24 protein-coding genes are annotated in these 20,204 nt (G+C 61.5%); 11 read left to right on the top strand and 13 right to left on the bottom strand.

What is annotated here, in order from left to right; all coding sequences use genetic code 11:
* The first annotated feature begins 113 nt into the window (after positions 1 to 113).
* Both AC0NIL_RS23015 and AC0NIL_RS23010 read left to right on the top strand, forming a co-directional pair.
* Entirely contained in the window at positions 114 to 542 is a 429-nt protein-coding gene (locus AC0NIL_RS23015) for a MarR family winged helix-turn-helix transcriptional regulator (protein ID WP_013532326.1), read from the top strand.
* Between the two features lie 189 nt (positions 543 to 731).
* Positions 732 to 1,469 (top strand): HD domain-containing protein, encoded by a 738-nt coding sequence (locus AC0NIL_RS23010; protein ID WP_027163242.1) that lies wholly within the window; start codon positions 732 to 734, stop codon positions 1,467 to 1,469.
* A gap of 63 nt (positions 1,470 to 1,532) precedes the next feature.
* Here AC0NIL_RS23010 and AC0NIL_RS23005 read toward each other — a convergent pair whose 3' ends face one another.
* Together AC0NIL_RS23005 and AC0NIL_RS23000 are read right to left on the bottom strand one after the other, a co-directional pair.
* Positions 1,533 to 2,273 carry a polysaccharide deacetylase family protein gene (locus AC0NIL_RS23005; RefSeq protein WP_081714379.1) on the bottom strand — a complete coding sequence of 247 codons (741 nt, stop codon included), beginning with the start codon at positions 2,271 to 2,273 and terminating at the stop codon, positions 1,533 to 1,535.
* Between the two features lie 76 nt (positions 2,274 to 2,349).
* Complete coding sequence (locus AC0NIL_RS23000; RefSeq protein WP_473573490.1) at positions 2,350 to 4,416, bottom strand: putative bifunctional diguanylate cyclase/phosphodiesterase; 2,067 nt, start codon at positions 4,414 to 4,416, stop codon at positions 2,350 to 2,352.
* Positions 4,417 to 4,747: 331 nt separating this feature from the next.
* Here AC0NIL_RS23000 and AC0NIL_RS22995 point away from each other — a divergent pair, with 331 nt between their 5' ends.
* Positions 4,748 to 5,935 (top strand): glycine C-acetyltransferase, encoded by a 1,188-nt coding sequence (locus AC0NIL_RS22995; RefSeq protein WP_013532322.1) that lies wholly within the window; start codon positions 4,748 to 4,750, stop codon positions 5,933 to 5,935.
* A gap of 52 nt (positions 5,936 to 5,987) precedes the next feature.
* A complete protein-coding gene (tdh, locus tag AC0NIL_RS22990) occupies positions 5,988 to 7,022 on the top strand; it encodes an L-threonine 3-dehydrogenase (protein WP_013532321.1) in 1,035 nt (344 codons plus the stop codon).
* 8 nt (positions 7,023 to 7,030) lie between these two features.
* Here tdh and AC0NIL_RS22985 read toward each other — a convergent pair whose 3' ends face one another.
* Both AC0NIL_RS22985 and AC0NIL_RS22980 read right to left on the bottom strand, forming a co-directional pair.
* The gene (locus AC0NIL_RS22985) at positions 7,031 to 7,537 is read right to left on the bottom strand and encodes a DUF2380 domain-containing protein (protein ID WP_473573488.1); all 507 of its coding nucleotides are present in this window, start codon (positions 7,535 to 7,537) and stop codon (positions 7,031 to 7,033) included.
* Positions 7,538 to 7,682: 145 nt separating this feature from the next.
* Positions 7,683 to 8,156 (bottom strand): MarR family winged helix-turn-helix transcriptional regulator, encoded by a 474-nt coding sequence (locus tag AC0NIL_RS22980; RefSeq protein WP_024505603.1) that lies wholly within the window; start codon positions 8,154 to 8,156, stop codon positions 7,683 to 7,685.
* Positions 8,157 to 8,243: 87 nt separating this feature from the next.
* Between AC0NIL_RS22980 and hmgA the strand changes: the two genes are divergently transcribed.
* From hmgA to AC0NIL_RS22955, 5 genes are read left to right on the top strand one after another with little or no spacing between them, the layout of a single operon-like run.
* On the top strand, positions 8,244 to 9,557 hold the full coding sequence (hmgA, locus tag AC0NIL_RS22975; protein ID WP_473573486.1) for a homogentisate 1,2-dioxygenase: 1,314 nt from the start codon (positions 8,244 to 8,246) through the stop codon (positions 9,555 to 9,557).
* 11 nt (positions 9,558 to 9,568) lie between these two features.
* A complete protein-coding gene (locus AC0NIL_RS22970; RefSeq protein ID WP_473573535.1) occupies positions 9,569 to 10,456 on the top strand; it encodes an MBL fold metallo-hydrolase in 888 nt (295 codons plus the stop codon).
* The gene (locus AC0NIL_RS22965; RefSeq protein ID WP_473573485.1) at positions 10,453 to 11,466 is read left to right on the top strand and encodes a fumarylacetoacetate hydrolase family protein; all 1,014 of its coding nucleotides are present in this window, start codon (positions 10,453 to 10,455) and stop codon (positions 11,464 to 11,466) included. The genes AC0NIL_RS22970 and AC0NIL_RS22965 overlap by 4 nt, the downstream gene beginning before the upstream one ends.
* Before the next feature lie 4 nt (positions 11,467 to 11,470).
* Entirely contained in the window at positions 11,471 to 11,758 is a 288-nt protein-coding gene (locus tag AC0NIL_RS22960) for a hypothetical protein (protein WP_473573483.1), read from the top strand.
* A 4-nt stretch (positions 11,759 to 11,762) separates the two neighbouring features.
* Entirely contained in the window at positions 11,763 to 11,906 is a 144-nt protein-coding gene (locus AC0NIL_RS22955; protein ID WP_473573482.1) for a hypothetical protein, read from the top strand.
* Here the strand turns inward: AC0NIL_RS22955 and AC0NIL_RS22950 are convergent.
* From AC0NIL_RS22950 to hppD, 3 genes are all read right to left on the bottom strand, one after another.
* The gene (locus AC0NIL_RS22950) at positions 11,885 to 12,259 is read right to left on the bottom strand and encodes a type II toxin-antitoxin system VapC family toxin (protein WP_473573480.1); all 375 of its coding nucleotides are present in this window, start codon (positions 12,257 to 12,259) and stop codon (positions 11,885 to 11,887) included. The two genes, AC0NIL_RS22955 and AC0NIL_RS22950, sit on opposite strands and share 22 nt — an antisense overlap.
* A complete protein-coding gene (locus AC0NIL_RS22945) occupies positions 12,256 to 12,483 on the bottom strand; it encodes a type II toxin-antitoxin system Phd/YefM family antitoxin (RefSeq protein ID WP_013532313.1) in 228 nt (75 codons plus the stop codon). The genes AC0NIL_RS22950 and AC0NIL_RS22945 overlap by 4 nt, the downstream gene beginning before the upstream one ends.
* 62 nt (positions 12,484 to 12,545) lie before the next feature.
* Complete coding sequence (hppD, locus tag AC0NIL_RS22940; RefSeq protein WP_473573479.1) at positions 12,546 to 13,658, bottom strand: 4-hydroxyphenylpyruvate dioxygenase; 1,113 nt, start codon at positions 13,656 to 13,658, stop codon at positions 12,546 to 12,548.
* A 138-nt stretch (positions 13,659 to 13,796) separates the two neighbouring features.
* Between hppD and AC0NIL_RS22935 the strand changes: the two genes are divergently transcribed.
* The gene (locus tag AC0NIL_RS22935; RefSeq protein WP_013532311.1) at positions 13,797 to 14,264 is read left to right on the top strand and encodes an Lrp/AsnC family transcriptional regulator; all 468 of its coding nucleotides are present in this window, start codon (positions 13,797 to 13,799) and stop codon (positions 14,262 to 14,264) included.
* Positions 14,265 to 14,341: 77 nt separating this feature from the next.
* Here AC0NIL_RS22935 and AC0NIL_RS22930 read toward each other — a convergent pair whose 3' ends face one another.
* From AC0NIL_RS22930 to aztA, 4 genes are all read right to left on the bottom strand, one after another.
* On the bottom strand, positions 14,342 to 14,680 hold the full coding sequence (locus AC0NIL_RS22930) for a protein tyrosine phosphatase family protein (RefSeq protein WP_224620268.1): 339 nt from the start codon (positions 14,678 to 14,680) through the stop codon (positions 14,342 to 14,344).
* A 150-nt stretch (positions 14,681 to 14,830) separates the two neighbouring features.
* Entirely contained in the window at positions 14,831 to 15,772 is a 942-nt protein-coding gene (aztC, locus tag AC0NIL_RS22925; RefSeq protein WP_013532309.1) for a zinc ABC transporter substrate-binding protein AztC, read from the bottom strand.
* A gap of 27 nt (positions 15,773 to 15,799) precedes the next feature.
* Entirely contained in the window at positions 15,800 to 16,675 is an 876-nt protein-coding gene (gene aztB, locus AC0NIL_RS22920) for a zinc ABC transporter permease AztB (protein ID WP_224620267.1), read from the bottom strand.
* On the bottom strand, positions 16,675 to 17,490 hold the full coding sequence (aztA, locus tag AC0NIL_RS22915; RefSeq protein ID WP_473573477.1) for a zinc ABC transporter ATP-binding protein AztA: 816 nt from the start codon (positions 17,488 to 17,490) through the stop codon (positions 16,675 to 16,677). The genes aztB and aztA overlap by 1 nt, the downstream gene beginning before the upstream one ends.
* A 226-nt stretch (positions 17,491 to 17,716) precedes the next feature.
* Here aztA and AC0NIL_RS22910 point away from each other — a divergent pair, with 226 nt between their 5' ends.
* Entirely contained in the window at positions 17,717 to 18,061 is a 345-nt protein-coding gene (locus tag AC0NIL_RS22910; protein WP_013532306.1) for a RidA family protein, read from the top strand.
* A gap of 45 nt (positions 18,062 to 18,106) precedes the next feature.
* Here the strand turns inward: AC0NIL_RS22910 and hutC are convergent, their stop codons facing one another.
* Together hutC and AC0NIL_RS22900 are read right to left on the bottom strand one after the other, a co-directional pair.
* On the bottom strand, positions 18,107 to 18,844 hold the full coding sequence (hutC, locus tag AC0NIL_RS22905; protein WP_473573475.1) for a histidine utilization repressor: 738 nt from the start codon (positions 18,842 to 18,844) through the stop codon (positions 18,107 to 18,109).
* On the bottom strand, positions 18,841 to 20,193 hold the full coding sequence (locus AC0NIL_RS22900; protein WP_473573474.1) for a formimidoylglutamate deiminase: 1,353 nt from the start codon (positions 20,191 to 20,193) through the stop codon (positions 18,841 to 18,843). The genes hutC and AC0NIL_RS22900 overlap by 4 nt, the downstream gene beginning before the upstream one ends.
* Positions 20,194 to 20,204: the final 11 nt, after the last annotated feature.

Below are 20,204 nucleotides of genomic sequence, written 5' to 3'. Positions count from 1 at the left end.
CCGGATTTCCTCTTTAGCCCGCCATCTCTAGATGATTAGATATCGAATGGTTAGATGTCAATATATAAGTCGTGCCAGTTCCATCCGTGCATGACACCGTCTAGGGTCCTGCAATGACACCCTTTGACCGCCCGCCAGTCGGCATGAATCTCGGACGAACCGCCAAGCTGGTTGCCCAGGCCTTCGATGCTGCCCTGGTCGAGGCTGGAGGTACATTGCCGATCTGGCTCACGCTGCTATCGGTCAAGTCGAGCAACCTTGCCAACCAGCGCGAGCTTGCCGGCATGATCGGTATCCAGGGCGCGACGCTGACCCATCATCTCAACGCCATGGAGGCGCAGGGCCTGCTGATGCGCCGCCGCGACCCCGTCAACCGCCGGGTTCATCTGGTCGAATTGACCGAGGCCGGAGAAGCGATGTTCGAGACACTGCGCAAGGCCGCGCTCGTCTTCGACAAGCGGCTGCGAGTGGGATTGACCGACGAGCGTCTGGCGGAGTTCGCGCAGGTGCTGGCTGTGTTGCGGGGCAATGTCGGGGGATAGAACCCTGCGGACCAAGAATTTCCTTGGACTGGACTTCCCTCATCACATTTGTAACGTTCCATTGTCCGGCTGATCCTGGTGGGAAGAGGTCAGGCTCAACTCTTCCGCAAAATCTGTGCAAGAATACCGAAGCCGCTGGCTTCGGCAGCGAGAAGTCGCCGGAAAACCTAACAACGTCGGGGGGACAAGTTGACCAAAGAAGATCTGTTCGTTCCGCGCCAGACCAACACGGCGCTTTACATCCAGCTATACGAGGCTGGATATCCGCTTGCCGATATCGCCCGGGTGCAGAAGGCGTATCGTGTGTGTTGCGCGATGTTCAACGGCCGTTATCGCAAGACGGGACGGCCTTTCATCTGCCATGCGGTGGGAGCTGCGTCGTCGGTCGCGCATTTCGACAAAAGCGTCGATCTTGTCCTCGCTGCTATGTTTCACGCCGCCTATGACGGAGGCCAGTATCCGGACGGCAAATCCAGCAGGCGAACCGATGCTCATCGCAAGTGGCTGGAGCAAAAAATTGGTCCTCGCGTCGAGGGTCTTGTCGCTCGCGTGGTCGGACTGAAATTCGACACGGGAGATCCCGAGCGCATTGTGGACAAAGGTGTGCCTGCCGGCGACGAGGACATTCTGTTCCTGGCGCTTGCCCATGAGGTCGATGACCTGGCGGACGGCGGACTGGCGTTTGCGCCCAAATACGGCCAGTCGATTCGTTCGAGGGTTGCTGCCTGCGCCACTCTGGCCAGGAATCTGGGCCACGAAAATCTTGCCGCCACCATCGAAGGTTACGGCGCCCGCTACGAGACGATGGCGTGGGCTGCTCCCCTCCAGGAGACGAAGCTGGTGGGCTTTCAGATGACGCCTAATTTGCGCACATACATCAAATTGCGTCGGCACAAGCTGCGCGGGGAGTCGATCGAGGTGCTTTGACGCCTTGCCGGCCATGCGACAGCATCGGGTACCGATGCACATCCGCTGAAGAACTTGCCGTCCTCAGTCGTCGTAGCCCTGGATTGCCCCAAAGGCGTAACGGCGCAGCTTCAGCGCGGCGATCAAATTGGTCAGCTTCGTCTTGCCGTCGAAGCCGTCCTGAAACATCTCGTCATGCATCAGCAGGATCAGCTTGCCGGGCTTGACGAAGCGGCCATAGCCGAACAGATGGTCGATCTCGCTGACCAGATGGTCGACGCTCTGCACCGGCTCGCCGTTGTCCTTGTGCACCCATTCATGGTCCCAGCCGTAGAGATAGAAGCCTGAGGCCGCGACAAATTCGTAGTCGGGCTCTTCATGCCCCTCCTGGGCGAGGCCAAGCGAAGTGTCGTTCTTCGACATGGAGGGCAGCCTGAACACGTCGCGCCCCGGCAGCCTTGCATGCACCACGGGCTTCAAGCCGAGCACCGCGTTTGCCCGTACCATGTCGGCGACGACACCCTCGGTGTCGCCGTAGAAATGCCGGTAGTGATTGTAGGCATGGCTGTAGCTGTGGTTGCCGAGCGTCACCAGAGGAAGCTGCTTGGCGCGCTGGACGAGCGCTCTGTTGGCAGCGCTCGCCTGTGCGTGCATGCCGACCATGAATAGGGTTGCAGGAACCTGCTCGGCCTCCAGCACGTCGAGGATGTTGCTTGTGCCGTTCAGCGGCCCATCGTCGAAGGTAAGATAGATGGTGCGATCGGCGCCCTGGGCGGGGGCCGCAAAGATCAGCAGTGCCGCAAGGGCAAACCGAAACGGTGTCATCAGCCCCGATATCCCTGTTGCGATCACGACAAGGCGGCCATCTTCACACGCGGTTGTCAAGGCAGCCCGGCCGTACCTATGCCAGGCTTCCTTGCAGCACCGTCAGCTTCGCCTTCTTCGGCATGCGGGCGGTCAGCCACTCCAGCGCCTTGTCGTGCGGCATCGGGAAGGCGATGGAGTAGCCCTGCACCTGGTCGCAGCCGATCGCCATCAGCGAATCGAGCTCGGCCTCGGTTTCGGCACCCTCCGCGACGATCGAGATGCCGAGGCCACGCGCCAGCTCGGTGATGGCGCGCACGATCTTCGAGTTGTCGCCATTCTCATGGATGTTCTGAACGAAGCGGCGATCGATCTTCAGCCGATCGATCTCGTTCGGGTTGACATGGCTGAGCGAAGCATAGCCGGTGCCGAAATCATCGAGTTCGAGATGGACGCCGGCTGCCCTGATGTGGCGCAGCTTGGCGGCGATGCCTGTCTTTTCGTCGTCGAGGATGACGGATTCGACGATTTCCAGCGACAGTTTTTGCGGCGGCAGCCCAGCCTTTTCCAGCGTCTCGAACAAGAACGCATCGAAATCGTGCTCGCGCAGCTCGGTGCCGGAAACATTGACGGCAAGCCGTCCGAAGGCAATGCCGGCGCGATTCCATTCGGCCGCCTCGTTGATCGCCTTGGTGATGACGATGCGGCCGATCTCGGGCATGAAGCCGCATTTCTCGGCGACCGGGATGAATTCGCCGGGCGGGATCATGCCGCGCTCCGCATGGTTCCAGCGCACCAGCGCCTCGATGCCGCTGATCGTGCCGTTGGTCAGCGAGACCTGCGGCTGGAAATAGACCTGGAACGCCCGCTCCGCGATGGCGACCTTGATGTCGTGCTCGAGCTGCTTGCGATAATCGAGTTCGCGGCGCAGTTCCTCGGAGAAGAAGGAGAAGTTGCCACCGCCAAGCTTCTTGGCGGAATAAAGCGCCAGGTCGGCATGGACCAGCAAATCCCCAGCATTGTCGGCGTCGATCGGATAGACCGCGATGCCGGCGCTGGCGCCTGGGAGAATGGTCGTGCCCTGGAAGACGATCGGCTCGTTGATGTGCGCCAGGATGCGCCGCGCCAGCATGTTGATGTCTTCGGTGCCGCCGGCGCCGCCGAGGATCATGACGAACTCGTCGCCGCCCAGGCGCACGCAAAGATCCGACGCCCGGCAGGAATCGCGCATGCGCTGTGCCGTGACGACCAGCACATAGTCGCCGGCGGCGTGGCCGAGCGTATCGTTGATCTGCTTGAACCGGTCGAGATCGAGCTGGACGACGGCAAGGCGTTCGCGACGCCGGTGCGTGCCCTTGATCAGCGTGTCGAAATGATCGGTCAGGAACGTGCGGTTGTGCAGGCCGGTGAGGCCGTCATGAACCGCGATGAAGGCCATGGAATTGCGCGCGTCGATCAGTTCATGCGTCTTGCGCAGGATGGCGTTCGACATCGGCCTGAAGATGAAGAGCGCCACCAGTATGATGACGCCGATTGTGGCGTAGAACAGCGTGCGATGGAGAGCGAGCAGCTTCTCGGAGCGTTCGTCGGCGTCGGCAGTGATGCGCTGGCCGAGCGCGGCATAACCCGACAAGGTCGCATTGGCGACTGAGGCGTCGAGATTGACGCGTTCGCCGCCGCCCTTGTAACCGCCATTGCCGCTGAATTGCGATTCATAGGCCGAGATCAGGCGGTCGCCATTGGCGATCAGCCCGACGGAGAAATAGTCGAGGTGGAAGGGCTTGGCGAAGAGGACGCTTTCGATCGACTTCGGGTCGAGCTTGGCCGGCGATTGCGGATCGGCTCTCGTCTGATCGAGCAGCAGGTCGTAGTTGGTCTCGAACTCCGCCGTTGCCTGCTTGAGCGCGCTGACCAGCGCCGGTTGCTTGTCGCGTGAACCGGCACCCGTTGCACTGGCAAGGAAGACGATGCGCTGCGACAGCGTCTTTTGTGTGCTGACGATGTCAAGCAAGGTGTGATTGTGCTGTTGGGTGGCCATCATCTGCTGCAGCAGGATGAAGGAGGCGATCACCATGGCCGCAATGATCAGCAGGGCTAGCCAATAGCCAGCCTTGATCAGCAGTATGAGCTTGCCTGAAACGGTTTGCACCGGCTGCTGCGACATTTTCGGGGGCGGCCCTCTCGCCTAAGGATTCTTGCCTAGGGATTCTTGTATGAGCACCATTGAACTGCAAACGTTAACAGGACCGGAAATCGACGGCTGTCCGGCAAGGGGCGGCCGTGGAAAGATCGCGGAATGGTTATCGGCTCGTTTAGCACCGTACCGGCATTTGAGCGGTCATCGGCCAGAACCTTTGTCGTGGCGTCGTTCCTCGGCCGCGTGATGATCGACATCGGGGCCGCATCGTGCTGCTTGCCACCGATCCGGTCGTTTTTGCGATGGATTTTTCGCGCGGACGAGACGACAGTCGGCCCACATCAAACGAGGCTAGGTCATGACCGCAGCATTCCTCTCCCACATCGACAGCGAGCTCGCGGGGCTCAAATCGGCAGGCCTCTACAAGTCGGAGCGGGTGATCACTTCGACGCAGTCGGCCGAGATCGAGGTCGGCGGCGACAAGGTGTTGAATTTCTGTGCCAACAACTATCTCGGCCTCGCCGATAGCGCCGATTTGCGCAATGCTGCCAAGCAGGCGCTCGACCGCTATGGCTACGGCATGGCATCGGTGCGCTTCATCTGCGGCACGCAGGAAGAGCACAAGCAGCTCGAATCGACGATTTCCTCCTTCCTCGGCATGGAAGACACCATCCTTTACGGCTCCTGCTTCGATGCCAATGGCGGCCTGTTCGAGACGCTGCTGGGCGAGGAAGACGCCATTATTTCGGATGCCTTGAATCATGCCTCGATCATCGATGGTGTGCGGCTGTCGAAGGCCAAACGTTTCCGCTACGCCAACAACGACATGGCCGATCTCGAGGCGCGCCTGAAGGAAGCCCGGGACTGCCGCTTCCGGTTGATCGCCACCGACGGCGTGTTTTCGATGGATGGCATCATCGCCAATCTCAGGGGTGTCTGCGACCTCGCCGAGAAATATGACGCCATGGTGATGGTCGACGACAGCCATGCCGTCGGCTTCGTCGGCCAGAACGGCCGCGGCTCGGCCGAGCATTGCGGCGTCGAGGGCAGGGTCGACGTCATCACCGGGACGCTCGGCAAAGCACTTGGTGGGGCCTCCGGTGGTTACACCTCGGGAAAAAGCCAGGTGGTCGACTGGTTGCGCCAGCGCTCACGGCCGTATCTCTTTTCCAACACGCTGATGCCGGCGATCGCCGGCGCTTCGATCAAGGTGTTCGAGCTGATCAAGGACGGCGATGGGCTGCGCGACAAACTCTACGACAACGCTGCGCGGTTCCGGTCGCAAATGGGCAAGCTCGGCTTCACGCTGGCCGGAGCGGATCATCCGATCATCCCGGTGATGCTGGGCGATGCCAGCCTAGCGCAGGAGATGGCCGCGCGCATGCTGAAGCGCGGCATCTATGTCATCGGCTTCTCCTTCCCGGTGGTGCCAAAGGGGCAGGCGCGCATCCGCACGCAGATGTCGGCGGCGCATTCCAGCGCCGATATCGACCGCGCGGTGGAAGCGTTCGCCGCCGTCGGGCGCGAACTCGGCGTCATTTCCTGACAAGCCGGAATCGAAAAGCGATTCCGGAGCAAGAGCTTCAAGGGACAAAAGCATGTCGAACATGATGAAAGCGCTGGTGAAGGCCAAGGCCGAACCAGGCATCTGGATGGAAGAGGTGCCGGTGCCGGAAATCGGCCCTAACGACGTGCTGATCAAGATCAAGAAGACGGCGATCTGCGGCACCGACGTGCACATCTACAATTGGGACCAGTGGGCGCAGAAGACGGTGCCGGTGCCGATGGTGACGGGCCATGAATTCGTCGGCACCGTTGCCGATTTCGGCGCAGCGGTCACCGAATACAAGGTCGGCCAGCGCGTGTCGGGCGAGGGCCACATCGTCTGCGGTCATTGCCGCAACTGTCGCGCCGGGCGAGGGCATCTGTGCCGCAACACGCTCGGCGTCGGCGTCAATCGTCCGGGCGCCTTCGGTGAGTATCTGGCTATCCCGCAGCACAATGTCGTGCCGATCCCCGATGATGTGCCGGACGAGATCGCCGCCATCTTCGATCCGTTGGGCAATGCCGTGCACACGGCACTCTCCTTCGATCTGGTCGGCGAGGACGTGCTGGTCACCGGCGCCGGGCCGATCGGCATCATGGGCGCGCTCGTCGCCCAATGCGTCGGCGCGCGAAAAGTCGTCATCACCGACATCAATCCGGTGCGGCTGGCGCTTGCGAAAAAGCTCGGCGTCCAGCATGTCGTCGACGCGTCCAAGGAAAAGCTGCGCGATGTCATGCCGGCACTCGGCATGACCGAGGGTTTTGATGTCGGCCTCGAAATGTCGGGCGCGGCCCCCGCCTTCCGCGACATGATCGACACCATGAACAACGGCGGCAAGATCGCCATTCTGGGCATCGCCCCGACCGGATTCGAGATCGACTGGAACAAGGTCATCTTCAAGATGCTGCATCTCAAGGGCATCTATGGCCGTGAGATGTTCGAGACCTGGTACAAGATGATCGCGCTGGTGCAGGGGCCGCTGGATGTTTCCGGGCTTATCACGCACCGCATCGGCATCGACGATTTCCAAGCCGGCTTCGACGCAATGCGCAGCGGCAGTTCCGGCAAGGTGGTGATGGATTGGTAGATGCCGCCCTAACGCAGAATTCTGTTTTTCATCAGCCATTTCACGGAGCGGGGCCACGCGTAGTTCGCACCCATGCGAAGATCGGTAAACCCCTCCGAAACATGTTTCCCGGTTTCGGCGTCAAGGATGCGAATGAACATAGTATGTTCTGTTCGGTTGACGCGCGTTACGACGCCAAGCAAGGCAAGCGACGCGCCGTGCTTCTTGGCAATCGGGCCTTCACAACCAGCGCAGTTGCGCAATCCGTGCGGCGCCGCAGCCTGTGTATCCCTCGCCGGCACATCAATTACTGTAAAACGCCCAGACTGGGAGAGCATGTCCTTAGCAACTTGTGCTGATTCCGACAGATAGCGCCTGTCATATTCATCCGGGGGAATTATTCCCGCCCCGGCGCTCTTGTCCTCCAATTCGAAAGGGAACACTTCGATCGACATCGGCTTTGTCTGCTGCGCCTGCGCAAATGTGCAGGTGCCTACAAGCAGCGTCACCAGGACACTTAATGTGCGAATGCTCATCGTAGTCCTCCTGTCGGTATGATGGGCATTATACGCGGCCTGACAACGCAAATCACGATTAAATCGAAAGCAATGCTATGCTTCGGGAGTTTCCACGCAGTCTCGCTCGAACTCCGTCGTTCAGAGTGATTGGCTTGATCTTGGACTAACTCTTGCTCGGGACCAGACTGGTCTCCAATGCAGCCAGTCCGCTGGTGATCGCCGTGCGCTCTTCAGCGCTGAGCCTTGCCAGCAAATCCCGTTCGAACGCCTTCGCCAGCGGCACCATCTCGCGATAGGCGGCAAGCCCCGTTCCGGTCAGCGTCAGATGTTCGATACGGCGATCTTTCTCATCAGGTGTCCGCATCAACCAGCGCCGCCGTTCGAGTTCAGCCACGGCGCGTGAAACCTTGGTCTTGTGCATAGCCGATTGCTCGCCGAGTTCGGTCGCAGTCATCGTTCCATGCTGCCCCAGCCCCGAAAGGGTGCGCCATTCCGGACGCGTCAGGCCATGGCTGTCCTTGTATATCCTCGAAAATTCGCGGCTGACGGCGTCGGCAAGCCGGTAGAGCCGGTAGGGCAGGAAGTTTTCCAGATTGAGAATTTCAGCCGCGTCGGACGCTTCGCTCCTGATCGCCATTTTTCAAAGCCGCCATTGATGGTTACATTTTCGATGGTTACAAATGAAACCAGTTTGGTCAATTGATATCCATTTCGGGAGGAAGCAATGGCCTTTTCCTATATGCCGGGCTTCGGCAACGATTTTGAGACCGAGACGCTGCCCGGCTCGTTGCCGCAGGGACGGAATTCGCCGCAGCGGCCGGCCTACGGCCTCTATGCCGAGCAGCTTTCAGGCTCGCCCTTCACCGCGCCGCGCGGCACCAATGAGCGGTCCTGGCTCTACCGCATCCGGCCGAGCGTAAAACACACCGGCCGCTTCAAGGCTGTGAGCTATCCCCTATGGAAGAGTGCGCCCAATGTCGGCGATCATGAACTGGCGCTTGGCCAATACCGCTGGAATCCGGTGCCGATGCCGAAGGAGCCAACCGATTTCATCCAGGGCATGCGCAGCATCACAACCGCTGGCGACGTGCTCGGGCAGACGGGTATGGCGGCGCATGTCTATGTCGCCAACACCTCGATGGCGGACGATCATTTTTTCAATGCCGACGGCGAGTTGCTGGTCGTGCCGCAAGTCGGCGCATTGCGCTTCGTCACCGAGATGGGCGTCATTGAGCTGCGGCCCGGCGAGATCGCGGTGTTGCCACGCGGTCTGGTCTTCAAGGTCGAGCTGGTCGACGCCGAAGTGCGCGGCTACGTCTGCGAGAACTACGGCGCCAAGTTGACGCTGCCCGATCGCGGCCCGATCGGCGCCAATTGCCTGGCCAACCCACGCGATTTCAAGACGCCTTGCGCCTGGTTCGAGGAGAAGGAAACGCCGTGCCGGCTGATCGTGAAATGGTGCGGCAATTTCCATGTCACCGAGATCGGCCATTCGCCGCTGGATGTCGTTGCCTGGCACGGCAACTACGCGCCCTACAAATATGATCTGGCGACCTTTTCACCGGTCGGAGCGCTGCTGTTCGACCATCCCGACCCGTCGATCTTCACGGTGCTGACCGCGCCGAGCGGCGAGGAGGGCACGGCCAACATCGACTTCGTCATCTTTCCGCCGCGCTGGCTGGTGGCCGAAGATACCTTCCGGCCGCCCTGGTACCACCGCAACATCATGAGCGAGTTCATGGGCCTGATCCACGGCCAGTACGACGCCAAGGAAGAAGGTTTCGTGCCCGGCGGCATCAGCCTGCACAATCTGATGCTGGCCCATGGGCCGGATGCGCCTGGCTTCGAAAAGGCCTCGCGCGCGGAGCTGAAACCGGTCAAGCTCGACAACACCATGGCCTTCATGTTCGAGACCCGATTTCCGCAGATGCTGACCCGCTACGGCGCCGAGCTCGAAACCCGGCAGGACAATTACATCGACTGCTGGGCCGACCTGAAGAAGCGTTTCAACGGCACGCCCGAGGGCGACTGGTCTTGAACACCGAGCCAATGCCGGACCGGCTGGTGCTTTTGGGCTCGAAGGGTGGCCCGGCATTGCGGCCGGGTGGTCCATGGCCGAGTTCGTCGCTGCTGCAGATCGGCGGCCGCAGCATCGTCGTCGACTGCGGCCTTGGCGTGACGCGTGGTCTGGTCGATGCCGGCATCAGCCTGAAGTCGCTCGACCTGATCTTCATCACGCATCTGCATTCCGACCATGTGCTGGAACTGGGGCCGCTGATCCACACCGCCTGGACGGCGGGCCTCGCGACGCCCGTCGGCGTGTTCGGTCCGCCCGGCACCGGTCATTACTGGCGGCGCTTTTGCCAGGCGATGGAGTTCGACATCGAGATCCGCATCGTTGACGAAGGCCGGCCGGATATTCGCGATCTGGTGTCGATCAGCGAATTCGGCGAAGGCCAGGTGGTCGCGCAGGGCGGCTTGACGGTTTCGGCGCTGCGCGTCGAGCATCCGCCGGTGACCGATTGTTTTGCGCTTCGCTTCGAGCATGGCGCCAAAAGCGTGGTGTTCTCCGGCGACACGGCCTTTTATCCGCCGCTCGCCGATTTTGCCCGAGGCGCCGACATCCTCGTCCACGAAGCCATGCTGGAAGAAGGCATCGAGCGACTGGTGGCCAGGACCGGCAATGGTGCGCGGCTCAGAGAGCATCTGCTCGCCAGCCACAGCTTTGCCGAAGAAGCCGGCAGCATCGCAAGCGATGCCGGCGTGAAGAGATTGGTGCTCAACCATCTCATCCCGGCCGACGATTCTTTGATAGGCGAGGCCGACTGGACTGCCGCTGTCAGGAAAACTTGGAACGGCGACTTGACGATCGCCCGCGACGGTCTTGTTGTGGGCTTAAGCAGCGCCAAAGCTGCAGCAGGAGAGGAAACCGTATGAAGCTTGCCACATTGAAGGACGGGACGCGCGACGGAAAACTCGTCGTCGTCTCGCGCGACCTGACACGCTTCACCGACGCCTCGTTCCTGGTACGCACGCTGCAGGCGGCGCTCGACGACTGGCGGCGCATCGCCCCGCATCTCGCGACGATAGCGGAATCGCTTGAGAGCAATGCGATGCCGGCGGAGCGCTTCCACGAACATGACGCCCATTCGCCGCTGCCGCGTGCCTATCAATGGGCCGATGGCTCGGCTTACGTGAACCATGTCGAGCTGGTGCGCAAAGCGCGCGGCGCCGAGATGCCGGCGAGCTTCTGGACCGACCCGCTGATCTACCAGGGCGGCTCGGATTCTTTCATTCCGCCACGTGATCCGATCCGCACGGCTGACGAAGCCTTCGGCATCGACATGGAGGGCGAGGTCGCTGTCATCGTCGACGACGTGCCGATGGGTGCAAGCCTCGAAGAAGCAAAGGCAGCGATCCGACTGGTCATGCTGGTCAACGACGTTACGTTGCGCGCGCTCACCGGACCGGAACTGGCCAAAGGTTTCGGTTTTTTCCAATCAAAGCCGTCCTCGGCGTTTTCACCGGTCGCTGTGACGCCGGACGAACTGGGTGATGCCTGGGACGGCGGCAAGGTCAGCCTGCCGCTGCTTGCCGATCTCAACGGCAAGCCGTTCGGCCGCGCCAATGCCGGTATCGACATGACCTTCGACTTTCCTGCGCTGATCGTTCATGCAGCAAGGACACGGCCATTGGCCGCCGGCACGATCATCGGTTCCGGCACCGTCTCCAACAAGCTCGACGGCGGGCCGGGCAAGCCTGTCTCGGCCGGTGGCGCCGGCTATTCCTGCATCGCCGAACTGCGCATGATCGAAACCATTGTGTCGGGCGAAGCCAAAACGCCATTCCTGCGCTTCGGCGACACGGTGCGCATCGAGATGAAGGACAAGGCTGGGCATTCGATCTTCGGTGCCATCGAACAGAAGGTCGAGAAATACGAGAGGTAAGGGCATGACGGGGGTCTATCTGCTGGCCGGTGTCTGGGCACTCGCCATACTGGCGGTCTTCATCCAGGCGATCCGGCTGAGCTATCGCATAGAGGCGCGCTCGCCTGACCTGACCAACCGCAGCGGCTTTCCGCGCAATGCGATGATGTTCCACACCGTCACCAACATGGACGTCGCGCGGGACGCGGAAACGCAGAGCATGCGTCGGCGTATGAACTGGTTGCTGCTGATCGTTCTTGCTGGATTTGTCGTTATGTGGGCGGGCTTGTATCTGTCGCGGTCAAGCGGATGACGTGATGAGCCTGCCCGACTACCCGCGCAGCATGGCCGCCAACAATCTCTGGTCGACGACCGACTCTACCGCGCGGTATTGTCCCTTCAGCCCGGCGAAAGAGGTCAAGCGGCTGGGCTTGGGCGATCAGGCCAATACGACGTCATAGGCTGAAAATTGCCGATCCGCGGAGACCAACGTCAGGCCTTCAATTTGGGTCTGCGCAATAAGCAGGCGGTCGAAGGGATCGCGGTGGTGAAGCGGCAGATGTTCAAGTCTCGCCGCGTGTAGTTCGTTTACGCCGAGAATCGGAATCCCGTTCGATCGCAGGATGTCCACGATGTCGCCTGTGAGCGTCACTTTGCCGAGCGATTTCTTGATGGCGATCTCGGCCACCGAGACGGCGCTGACGATCACATCCTTGCCTGTGAGAAAGATATTGCGATGATGATCCGAAAGACGTGAATCGGCGTTGAGTACCCAAAGCAGAATATGGGTATCGACCAGATATCTGCGGCTCATTTAATATACTCGTCCCATTCGGGACCGAGTTCATCAAAATCATCCGATATCCAAATCTGGCCTTTCAGGGCGCCAAGCAAGCCTTTGCTCCCACCAGCCCGAACGGGAGCGCTCAAGGTTGCGACAACCTCTCCATGTCTGGTCAGATGGATCTCTTCGCCAGCCTGGGCACGTTTCACCAATTCGGAAAGCTGAGCCTTCGCTTTTGCCATGGGGATATTCATAGACGACCTCTTATGACCAGAATTTAGGTCATAATTGGCCGGGCCGCAAGTGAGTTCGATGGCTATTCCGCCGCCTGAACCTTGATCACCCCGCGCTTGATCTGGTCCTGCTCGATCGATTCGAACAGTGCGCGGAAATTGCCTTCGCCAAAACCTTCGTCGCCCTTCCTCTGGATGAACTCGAAGAAGATCGGCCCGATCACGGTTTTCGAAAAAATCTGCAGCAGGATCTTGGTCGTGCCGCCGTCGACGACGCCTTCGCCGTCGATCAGGATGCCGTGCTTCTTCATCCGCTCGATCGGTTCGTCATGGCCATTCACGCGGTCATACGACATGTCGTAGTAGGTTTCCGGCGGGCCGGGCATGAACTTCAGCCCGTTGGCGGCGAGCTTGTCTGTGGCCTCGTAGATTTCGTCGGTGCCGACGGCGATGTGCTGGATGCCCTCGCCATTGTACTTCTTCAGATACTCGGCGATCTGACTGGTCTCGTCCTTGGACTCGTTGAGCGGAATGCGGATCTTGCCGCAGGGCGAGGTGATGGCGCGGCTGACCAGGCCGGTGATCTTGCCGTCGATGTCGAAGAAATGGATCTGCTTGAAGCCGAACAGATTGCGGTAGAAATCCCACCATTTATCCATCTGGCCGCGATAGACATTGTGGGTCAGGTGATCGAGATAGTAGAAGCCGACGCCTTCCGGCCGCGGGTCGCGCGCACCCAGCCACTCGAACTCGGCGTCATAGGCCGAGCCCTTCTTGCCGTAGGTTTCGATGAAATAGAGCAGCGAGCCGCCGATGCCGATGATCGCCGGCACGTCCAGCGCCTTGTCGGCGCCGTCGTAAGGCGTGGCGCCCTTGGCAACCGCGTGGTCGAAAGCATGCTTGGCATCGACCACCCGCCAGGCCATCGAGGCGGCGCAAGGGCCGTGCCTGTCGACGAACTTCATCGCATGCGAGCCGGGTTCGGCATTGACGACATAGTTGATGTCGCCCTGGCGCCAGACGGTGATGTCCTTCGTGCGGTGCTTGGCCACCGCGACATAGCCCATGCGGGTGAACAGTTCAGCCAGCTTTTGCGGCTCCGGATGCGCGAATTCGACGAACTCGAACCCGTCGGTGCCGGCCGAGTTGTCCTTGCTGATCCTGGCGGGCGGGGCATCGTGCGGAAAGGGACCCATGGCATTCCTCCAAAAGCTGACTTGGCCTGAAAAGGCGATTTGACACGATCATAACCCGGAGGAGGCGCACGGTGCTTGCATTCAAACGCTTGAAATGATGATGTCATGCGTGAAGCGTGCATGATGTGAGGGAAAGCCATGGATGAGGCGCGCATTGACCAGTTCGACCGCAAGATAATGGCACTGTTGCAGGGTGATGCGCGGCTGACCAACAACGATCTTTCGGAGCGGGTGAACCTGTCGGCGTCGCAATGCTCGCGCCGCCGTCAGCGGCTGGAGGAGGACGGCTTCATCAGGGGCTATCGCGCCGTTCTCGACCGCGACAAGCTCGGTTTTTCCCTGGTCAACGTCATTTCGGTCACGCTCGCCACCCACAATCGCGACAATGCAAGGCGCTTCGGCGAACTGGTGGCGCGGCTGCCCGAAGTGCAGGAAGCGCACGCGCTGACCGGCGAGATGGACTACATCCTGAAAGTGGTGACGCCCGATTTGAAATCATTGTCGGAATTCGTCAACGGCGTGCTACTGCCGCACGAATCCGTGCAGCATGTGAAAACGGCGATCGTGCTGGAGACGCTGAAGGAAACCGGCGCGCTGCCGATTTAATCTGAGCGGATATCATTGATACGTCGGCAGGCCAGAGGGGGTGTGAAGGATCGCCAGCCTAATGACGGAAGGGCCGTTCATCCCTTCGACTGCTGGATCAGTCCATAGAGATTGGTGCAGCGGGCGCCGGAACGGCAATAGGCGAAGACCGGGCCGTCGAGTTCCTCGAGCGCTTCGGCCTGATCCTCGACATTCTCGGCCGTGATCTGGCCGCTGATCACCGGAATGTAGCGGAAGCCGAGGCCTGCGGCTTCGACCGCTGCCCCGACGGTGTCGGCAGAAGGCTGGCCCGGCTGTTCGTCATCGGGCCGGTTGCAGATGACGCTCTTGAAGCCGGCTTTCTTGATGGCGGCGACGTCTTCGGGCTGGATCTGGCCCGAGACCGAATAGTCCTCGCTGATTTCGCGGTATTCCATGGCAGCATCCTCGCAAACTGGTCAGGTGGCAGTCTTGCCACTCCCCGACATGGGCGGCAATCCGTGCCGAAGGATTTCTCTGCCAAATAGCCATTGCCTGCCAGAAAATCCAACCGGGCCGATGCGGCCCGGCTGGGCAATCCTTCAAACTCAGCTGCCGAGAATAGCGCCTTTGATCTGACGGATGTTGTTGTGCATCATGTCGATATAGGTCGCGGCCGGGCCGTCGGGCTGCGACAGCGCGTCCGAATAGAGCGTGCCGCCGACTTTGATGCCGGTTTCGCTGGCGATCTGCTCGATCAGGCGCGGGTTGGTGATGTTCTCGACGAAGATCGCAGCCGCCTTGTCCTGCTTCACCTGATTGACCAGCTTGGCAACGTCTGCGGCGGATGGTTCGGAGTCGGTCGAGACCCCTTGCGGGGCGAGGAAGGTCAGGCCGTATGCATGTTCGAAATAGCCGAAGGCGTCGTGCGAGGTGATGACGACGCGCTTGCTCTCTGGGATCGAGGCAATTGCCGCTTTCACTTCACCTTCGACCGCATCAAGCTTCTTGGTGTAGGCGGCGGCATTGGTCTGGTAGCTGACGCAGCCTTCCGAATCGGCCGCGCAGAAAGCCTCGGCGATGTTCTTCACATAGATCCTGGCGTTGGCAATCGACTGGAATGCGTGGGGATCGGTGACCGTCTTGCCGCCGCCGGTGCCGGCACCTTCGGCCGCGTCGGCATCGGCGAATTCAGGCTTGAAATCGATCGGCGTCACGCCCTTGGTCAAGGTGATGATCGAGGCCTTGGTGGCACTGGCATCGACCAGCCGCTGCAGAAAGCCTTCGAAATGCAGGCCGTTGACCAGCACGATGTCGGCCTTGGCCATGGCCACCGCATCGGCCGGGCTCGGCTCGTAGACATGGGCATCGCCATCCGGCCCGACGATGGTGGTGACATCGATGCGGTCGCCGCCGACATTTTTGGCGAAATCGGCAATGACGGTGAAGCTGGCGACCACTTTCAGCGGTGCCGCGAAGGCCGACGATGCGCCAAAGGCGGTTAATGTTATAACGCTCATCGCCAGGGCGGCATGGATGGATTTCAGCATAGAGGGGTCTCCTTCTAGGGGCGGGGATCAGGCCGTTCTGTGACGGTGATGGATGATGCGTGCGCGCAGAATGCCGCGCGTGCCAAACAGGATCGAGGCGAAATAGACGACGCCGGCCGACAGGATGATGGCCGGGCCGGATGGCAGCGAGGCGTGATAGGACAAAAGCAGCCCGGCGACGCAGGATGCGAAGCCGATCAGTACGGCCAGCACGCACATCGGCTCGACGCGAACCGTCCAGAAGCGGGCGGCCGCGGCCGGCAGCATCATCAGCCCAACCGATAGAAGCGTGCCGAGCGCCTGGAAGCCGCCGACGAGGTTGAGTACGACAAGGCCGAGGAAGATGAAATGCACCGGGCTGCCGAGCCGGCTGACCGAGCGCAGGAACAGGGGGTCGAGGCATTCGGCGACCAGCGCCCGCCAGAAGATGGCGAGGCTGACCAGCGTCACCGTGACGATGCCGCCGATCAGCGTCAGGGCCTCGTCATTGAGCGCCAGCACGGTGCCGAACAGCACATGCATGAGATCGACGCTGGAACCGCGGATCGACACCATCAGCACGCCGATGGCGAGCGAAATCAGGTAGAAAGCCGCCATCGAGGCGTCTTCGCGCTGGATGGTGAAGCGCGAGACGGCGCCGGCGCCGAGCGCGACGATGACGCCGGCGATCAGGCCGCCGATGGTCATCGGCAGGATTTCCAGCCCATAGAACAGGAAGCCGGCGGCTGCACCGGGCAGGATTGCGTGCGCCATGGCGTCGCCCGACAGGCTCATGCGCCGCAGCATAAGGAAGACGCCGATCGGGCAGGCGCCGAGCGACAGCATCAGCGAGCCGATCAACGCCCGCTGCATGAAGGCGAAATCGGCGAAGGGCGCGATGACAAGACCGTAAAATGTGTCCATCAGGCAGCCCTCGGTCCGATGCCATGTTGATGGTCATGGTGGTCGTGATCATGGCCATGGTGATCATGACCATGGGCGTGCTCGTCTGGTTCGCACCAGGGCGCGTTCTCTTCCCAGGCTTCGTGGAAGCGGCGGGCGCGCAGCAGATTTTCCGGCTTCAGCGTTTCCCTGGTTTCGCCCCAGGCGATCGGCTGGCGAGCCAGAAGCAGCGTTTCGGGGAAATTCTGCCGCACCAGGTCGAGATCGTGGACAACGACCATGATGGTGCGTTCCTCGCCATGCCAGTGCTTGATCAGCGCGATCAGGTCGCCGACCGTCTTGGCGTCGACGGCGTTGAAGGGTTCGTCGAGCAGGATGAGGTCGGCGTCCTGCAGCAGGACCCGCGCAAACAGCGTGCGCTGCAACTGGCCGCCCGACAGCGTGTCGATCGGCCGCTTCTCGAAGCCGCCGAGGCCGACCGCCATCAGCGCCTTGCTGACGTCATCGCGATCTTCCCTGGTATAGCGGCCAAGCAGGCCGCGCCGTGGCCACAGGCCGAGCGAAACCAGATCCACCACCCGTGCCGGAAAGGAGCGGTCGAGCTCCGATTGCTGCGGCAGATAGGCGGCACGTACACCGGGCGCGCGGATAACCTCGCCGGCCATGGGCTTCAGGACGCCGACAATGCCTTTCATCAGCGTCGATTTGCCGGAGCCGTTGGCGCCGACCACAGCGGTCAACGAGCCCTTCCGGATGGTGCCGTCGAGATGATGGATCGCCGGATGGCTGCCGTAGCCAAGCGTCAGGTCGCGGAATGTCAGGCAGGTATTTGTCATTCTGCGATCCGTAGGCGGCGAAATCCGGCTGCTGGCAGCGGCCGATTGGATATGTGATGTTATTACATTAGTCAACAAGCCAATCCGGCGGAATTGCGGCCGCAGGGTCAACTTGCCGTGTGTGCGTATCATATGCCGTTGGCCCAAGGGGATTCGACCTGGCGACCTTGCCCCAAGCCGGTCGCGACTCTAAAGAAGCGCAACCGCCACAGGAAGGAACCATCCAATGAGCATTCGTCGCATCGATGTCGGCCCGCGCATGAGCCAGATCGTCATCCATGGCAATACCGTCTATCTGGCTGGTCAGGTCGGCCAGCCAACCGGCAATGTCGCTTCGCAGACCAGGGACATCCTGGCGGCTGTCGACGAATTGCTGGCCAAGGCTGGCTCCGACAAGACCAAGATCCTGCAGGCGATCATCTGGCTGGCCGACATGAGCACCTTTGCCGAGATGAACGCGGAATGGGACAAGTGGGTGCCGCAGGGCAACACGCCGGCCCGCGCCACCGGCGAAGCAAAGCTCGCCGCCCCGGAATATCTGGTCGAGATTATTATTACCGCTGCGATTTGAGGCGTTGAAGCTGCCAATCTCCCCCCACGTGGGGGGAGATCAGCCTCACCCCTGCGGCCTGAACCTCGCCACCAGCGTGTGGCTCTCGGCCGCGTAGGTGAAGCGCACATGGGTGACCGGGTGCTCGGCGCTCCACGTCCGTCGCTCGACCACCAGGCAGGGCGCACCGGTTTCTATATCGAGTGCAGCCGCGATATGCCTGTCGGCGGCGACAGCGCGAATCCGGTGCTCGGCTTCGCTCCACGGCACGCGGCCAATCAGCCATGGTCCTGGTGCGGTGGCCAAGAATTCCTCGTCCGCTGCCTCGGGCACGGCGGTGAGATTGATCAGCCGCTGTTCATGCGCGAACGGCCGCTCGCCGGCGAAATGACCGCACTCCAGCGCCAGCACCGGTCCGGCCACGCCCAGCTCCAGCAGCGCGCGATCCCCGGCGCTGCTGCGCCTTTTGTGTCGGGCGACGCGCTCGTAGCGATAGGGCAGGCCGAGCGCTTCGACCTCGATGCGGATATCGTGGATTTCCAGCACCGCAGCCTGCGACTGCGGCCGGCGCACAAAGCTGCCTGAGCGGCGGCGGCGCTCGATCAGTCCGGCCTTGGCAAGCTGCGACAGCGCCTTGTTCACCGTCATGCGCGAGCAATTGTATTGCACGCTCAACTCATGCTCGAACGGGATGCGATGACCGGGCGCCCAGGCGCCGGACAGGATTTTCTCGCTGATGTCGGAGAGGATGCGCTGGTGCAGCGAGCCGCCGCCTTCCGCCTCCACAGTGCCGGCCATGCTCATGCCGAAAGCGCCGTCATCACGTTGCGAAAACGCTCAGCGATGGCCTCTCGCTTCACATGCCTGCCGCCGCTAACCTGTTTGCGGCCATGCACCCAGACGCAGTCGACCTTGCTGCCATTGGCGAAGATCCAGGCGTCGAGGATCGCGTCGCCACTCTTGCCGGCCAGCGAGGGATTTTTGGGATCGAGCGAGACAAGATCGGCGGATGCGCCGGCGGCGATCGCGGAAGCGCCGGCGCCAAGCGCGACGCTGCCACCGTCGAGCGCGGCGTCGAACAGTGCGCGGCCGGTCGAGCCGCCTGCGACCGCCAGCACATTGCGGGCGCGGTGGGCGAGACGCTGCGAATATTCGAGCTGGCGTAACTCGTCGGGCAGGCCGATGAGCACATTGGAATCGGAGCCGACGCCATAGCGGCCGCCATGTTCCCTGAACAGCGGCGCGGCAAAAGTGCCGTCACCGAGATTGGCCTCGGTGATCGGGCATAGGCCGGCGATGGCACCGCTTTTGGCCATGGCAACGGTTTCAGCATCGGTCATGTGGGTGGCGTGGATCAGGCACCAGCGCTTGTCGACTTTGGCATTGGCCAGCAGAAATTCGACCGGCCGCGCGCCCGACCAGGCAAGGCAATCCTCGACTTCTTTCACCTGCTCGGCAATGTGGATGTGGATAGGCCCGTCCGGCGCTAGGGCAGTCACGTCAATCAGTTCTTCCGGTGTCGCGGCGCGAAGGCTGTGCGGAGCGACGCCGACAACAGCCTGATTCAACGCGCGAACCGATTCTCGGCATTTCTCAACAAGCCGCGAGAATCGATTCACATCGTTGATGAATCGCCGCTGGCCTTCGTTTGGTGCGGCACCGCCGAAAGACGAGTGCGCATAAAACACCGGCAAAAGCGTCAGGCCGATGCCTGCCTCGCCGGCCGCGGCCGCAATGCGCTCGGCCATCTCGGCGAGGTTGGCGTAGGGTTTTCCGTCGCGGCCGTGATGCAGATAGTGAAATTCGCCGACACGCGAAAACCCGGCCTCCAGCATCTCGACATAGAGTTGTGCGGCAACCGCCTCGACCTGATCGGGCGTCATCGACAGGGCGAAACGGTACATCACCTCGCGCCAGCTCCAGAAACTGTCGGCGGAGGGGCCGCGAAGCTCGGCAAGGCCGGCCATGCCGCGCTGGAAGGCGTGGCTGTGCAAATTGGGCATGCCGGGTAACAGGATCGCGTGACGTTCGTCGCCGGCTGCCGCAGCAGCGCCAGGCTGAACGGCTGTGATGCGTCCCTCAGCCAGGGTAAGCCGCACATTTTCGCGCCAGCCATCGGGAAGGAGCGCCTGTTCCGCAAAGATCGCTGCCACTTTTCTCTCCG

The organism is Mesorhizobium sp. WSM1343 (genome assembly GCF_055901535.1).
This window is presented reverse-complemented; position numbering and strand designations above follow the sequence as displayed.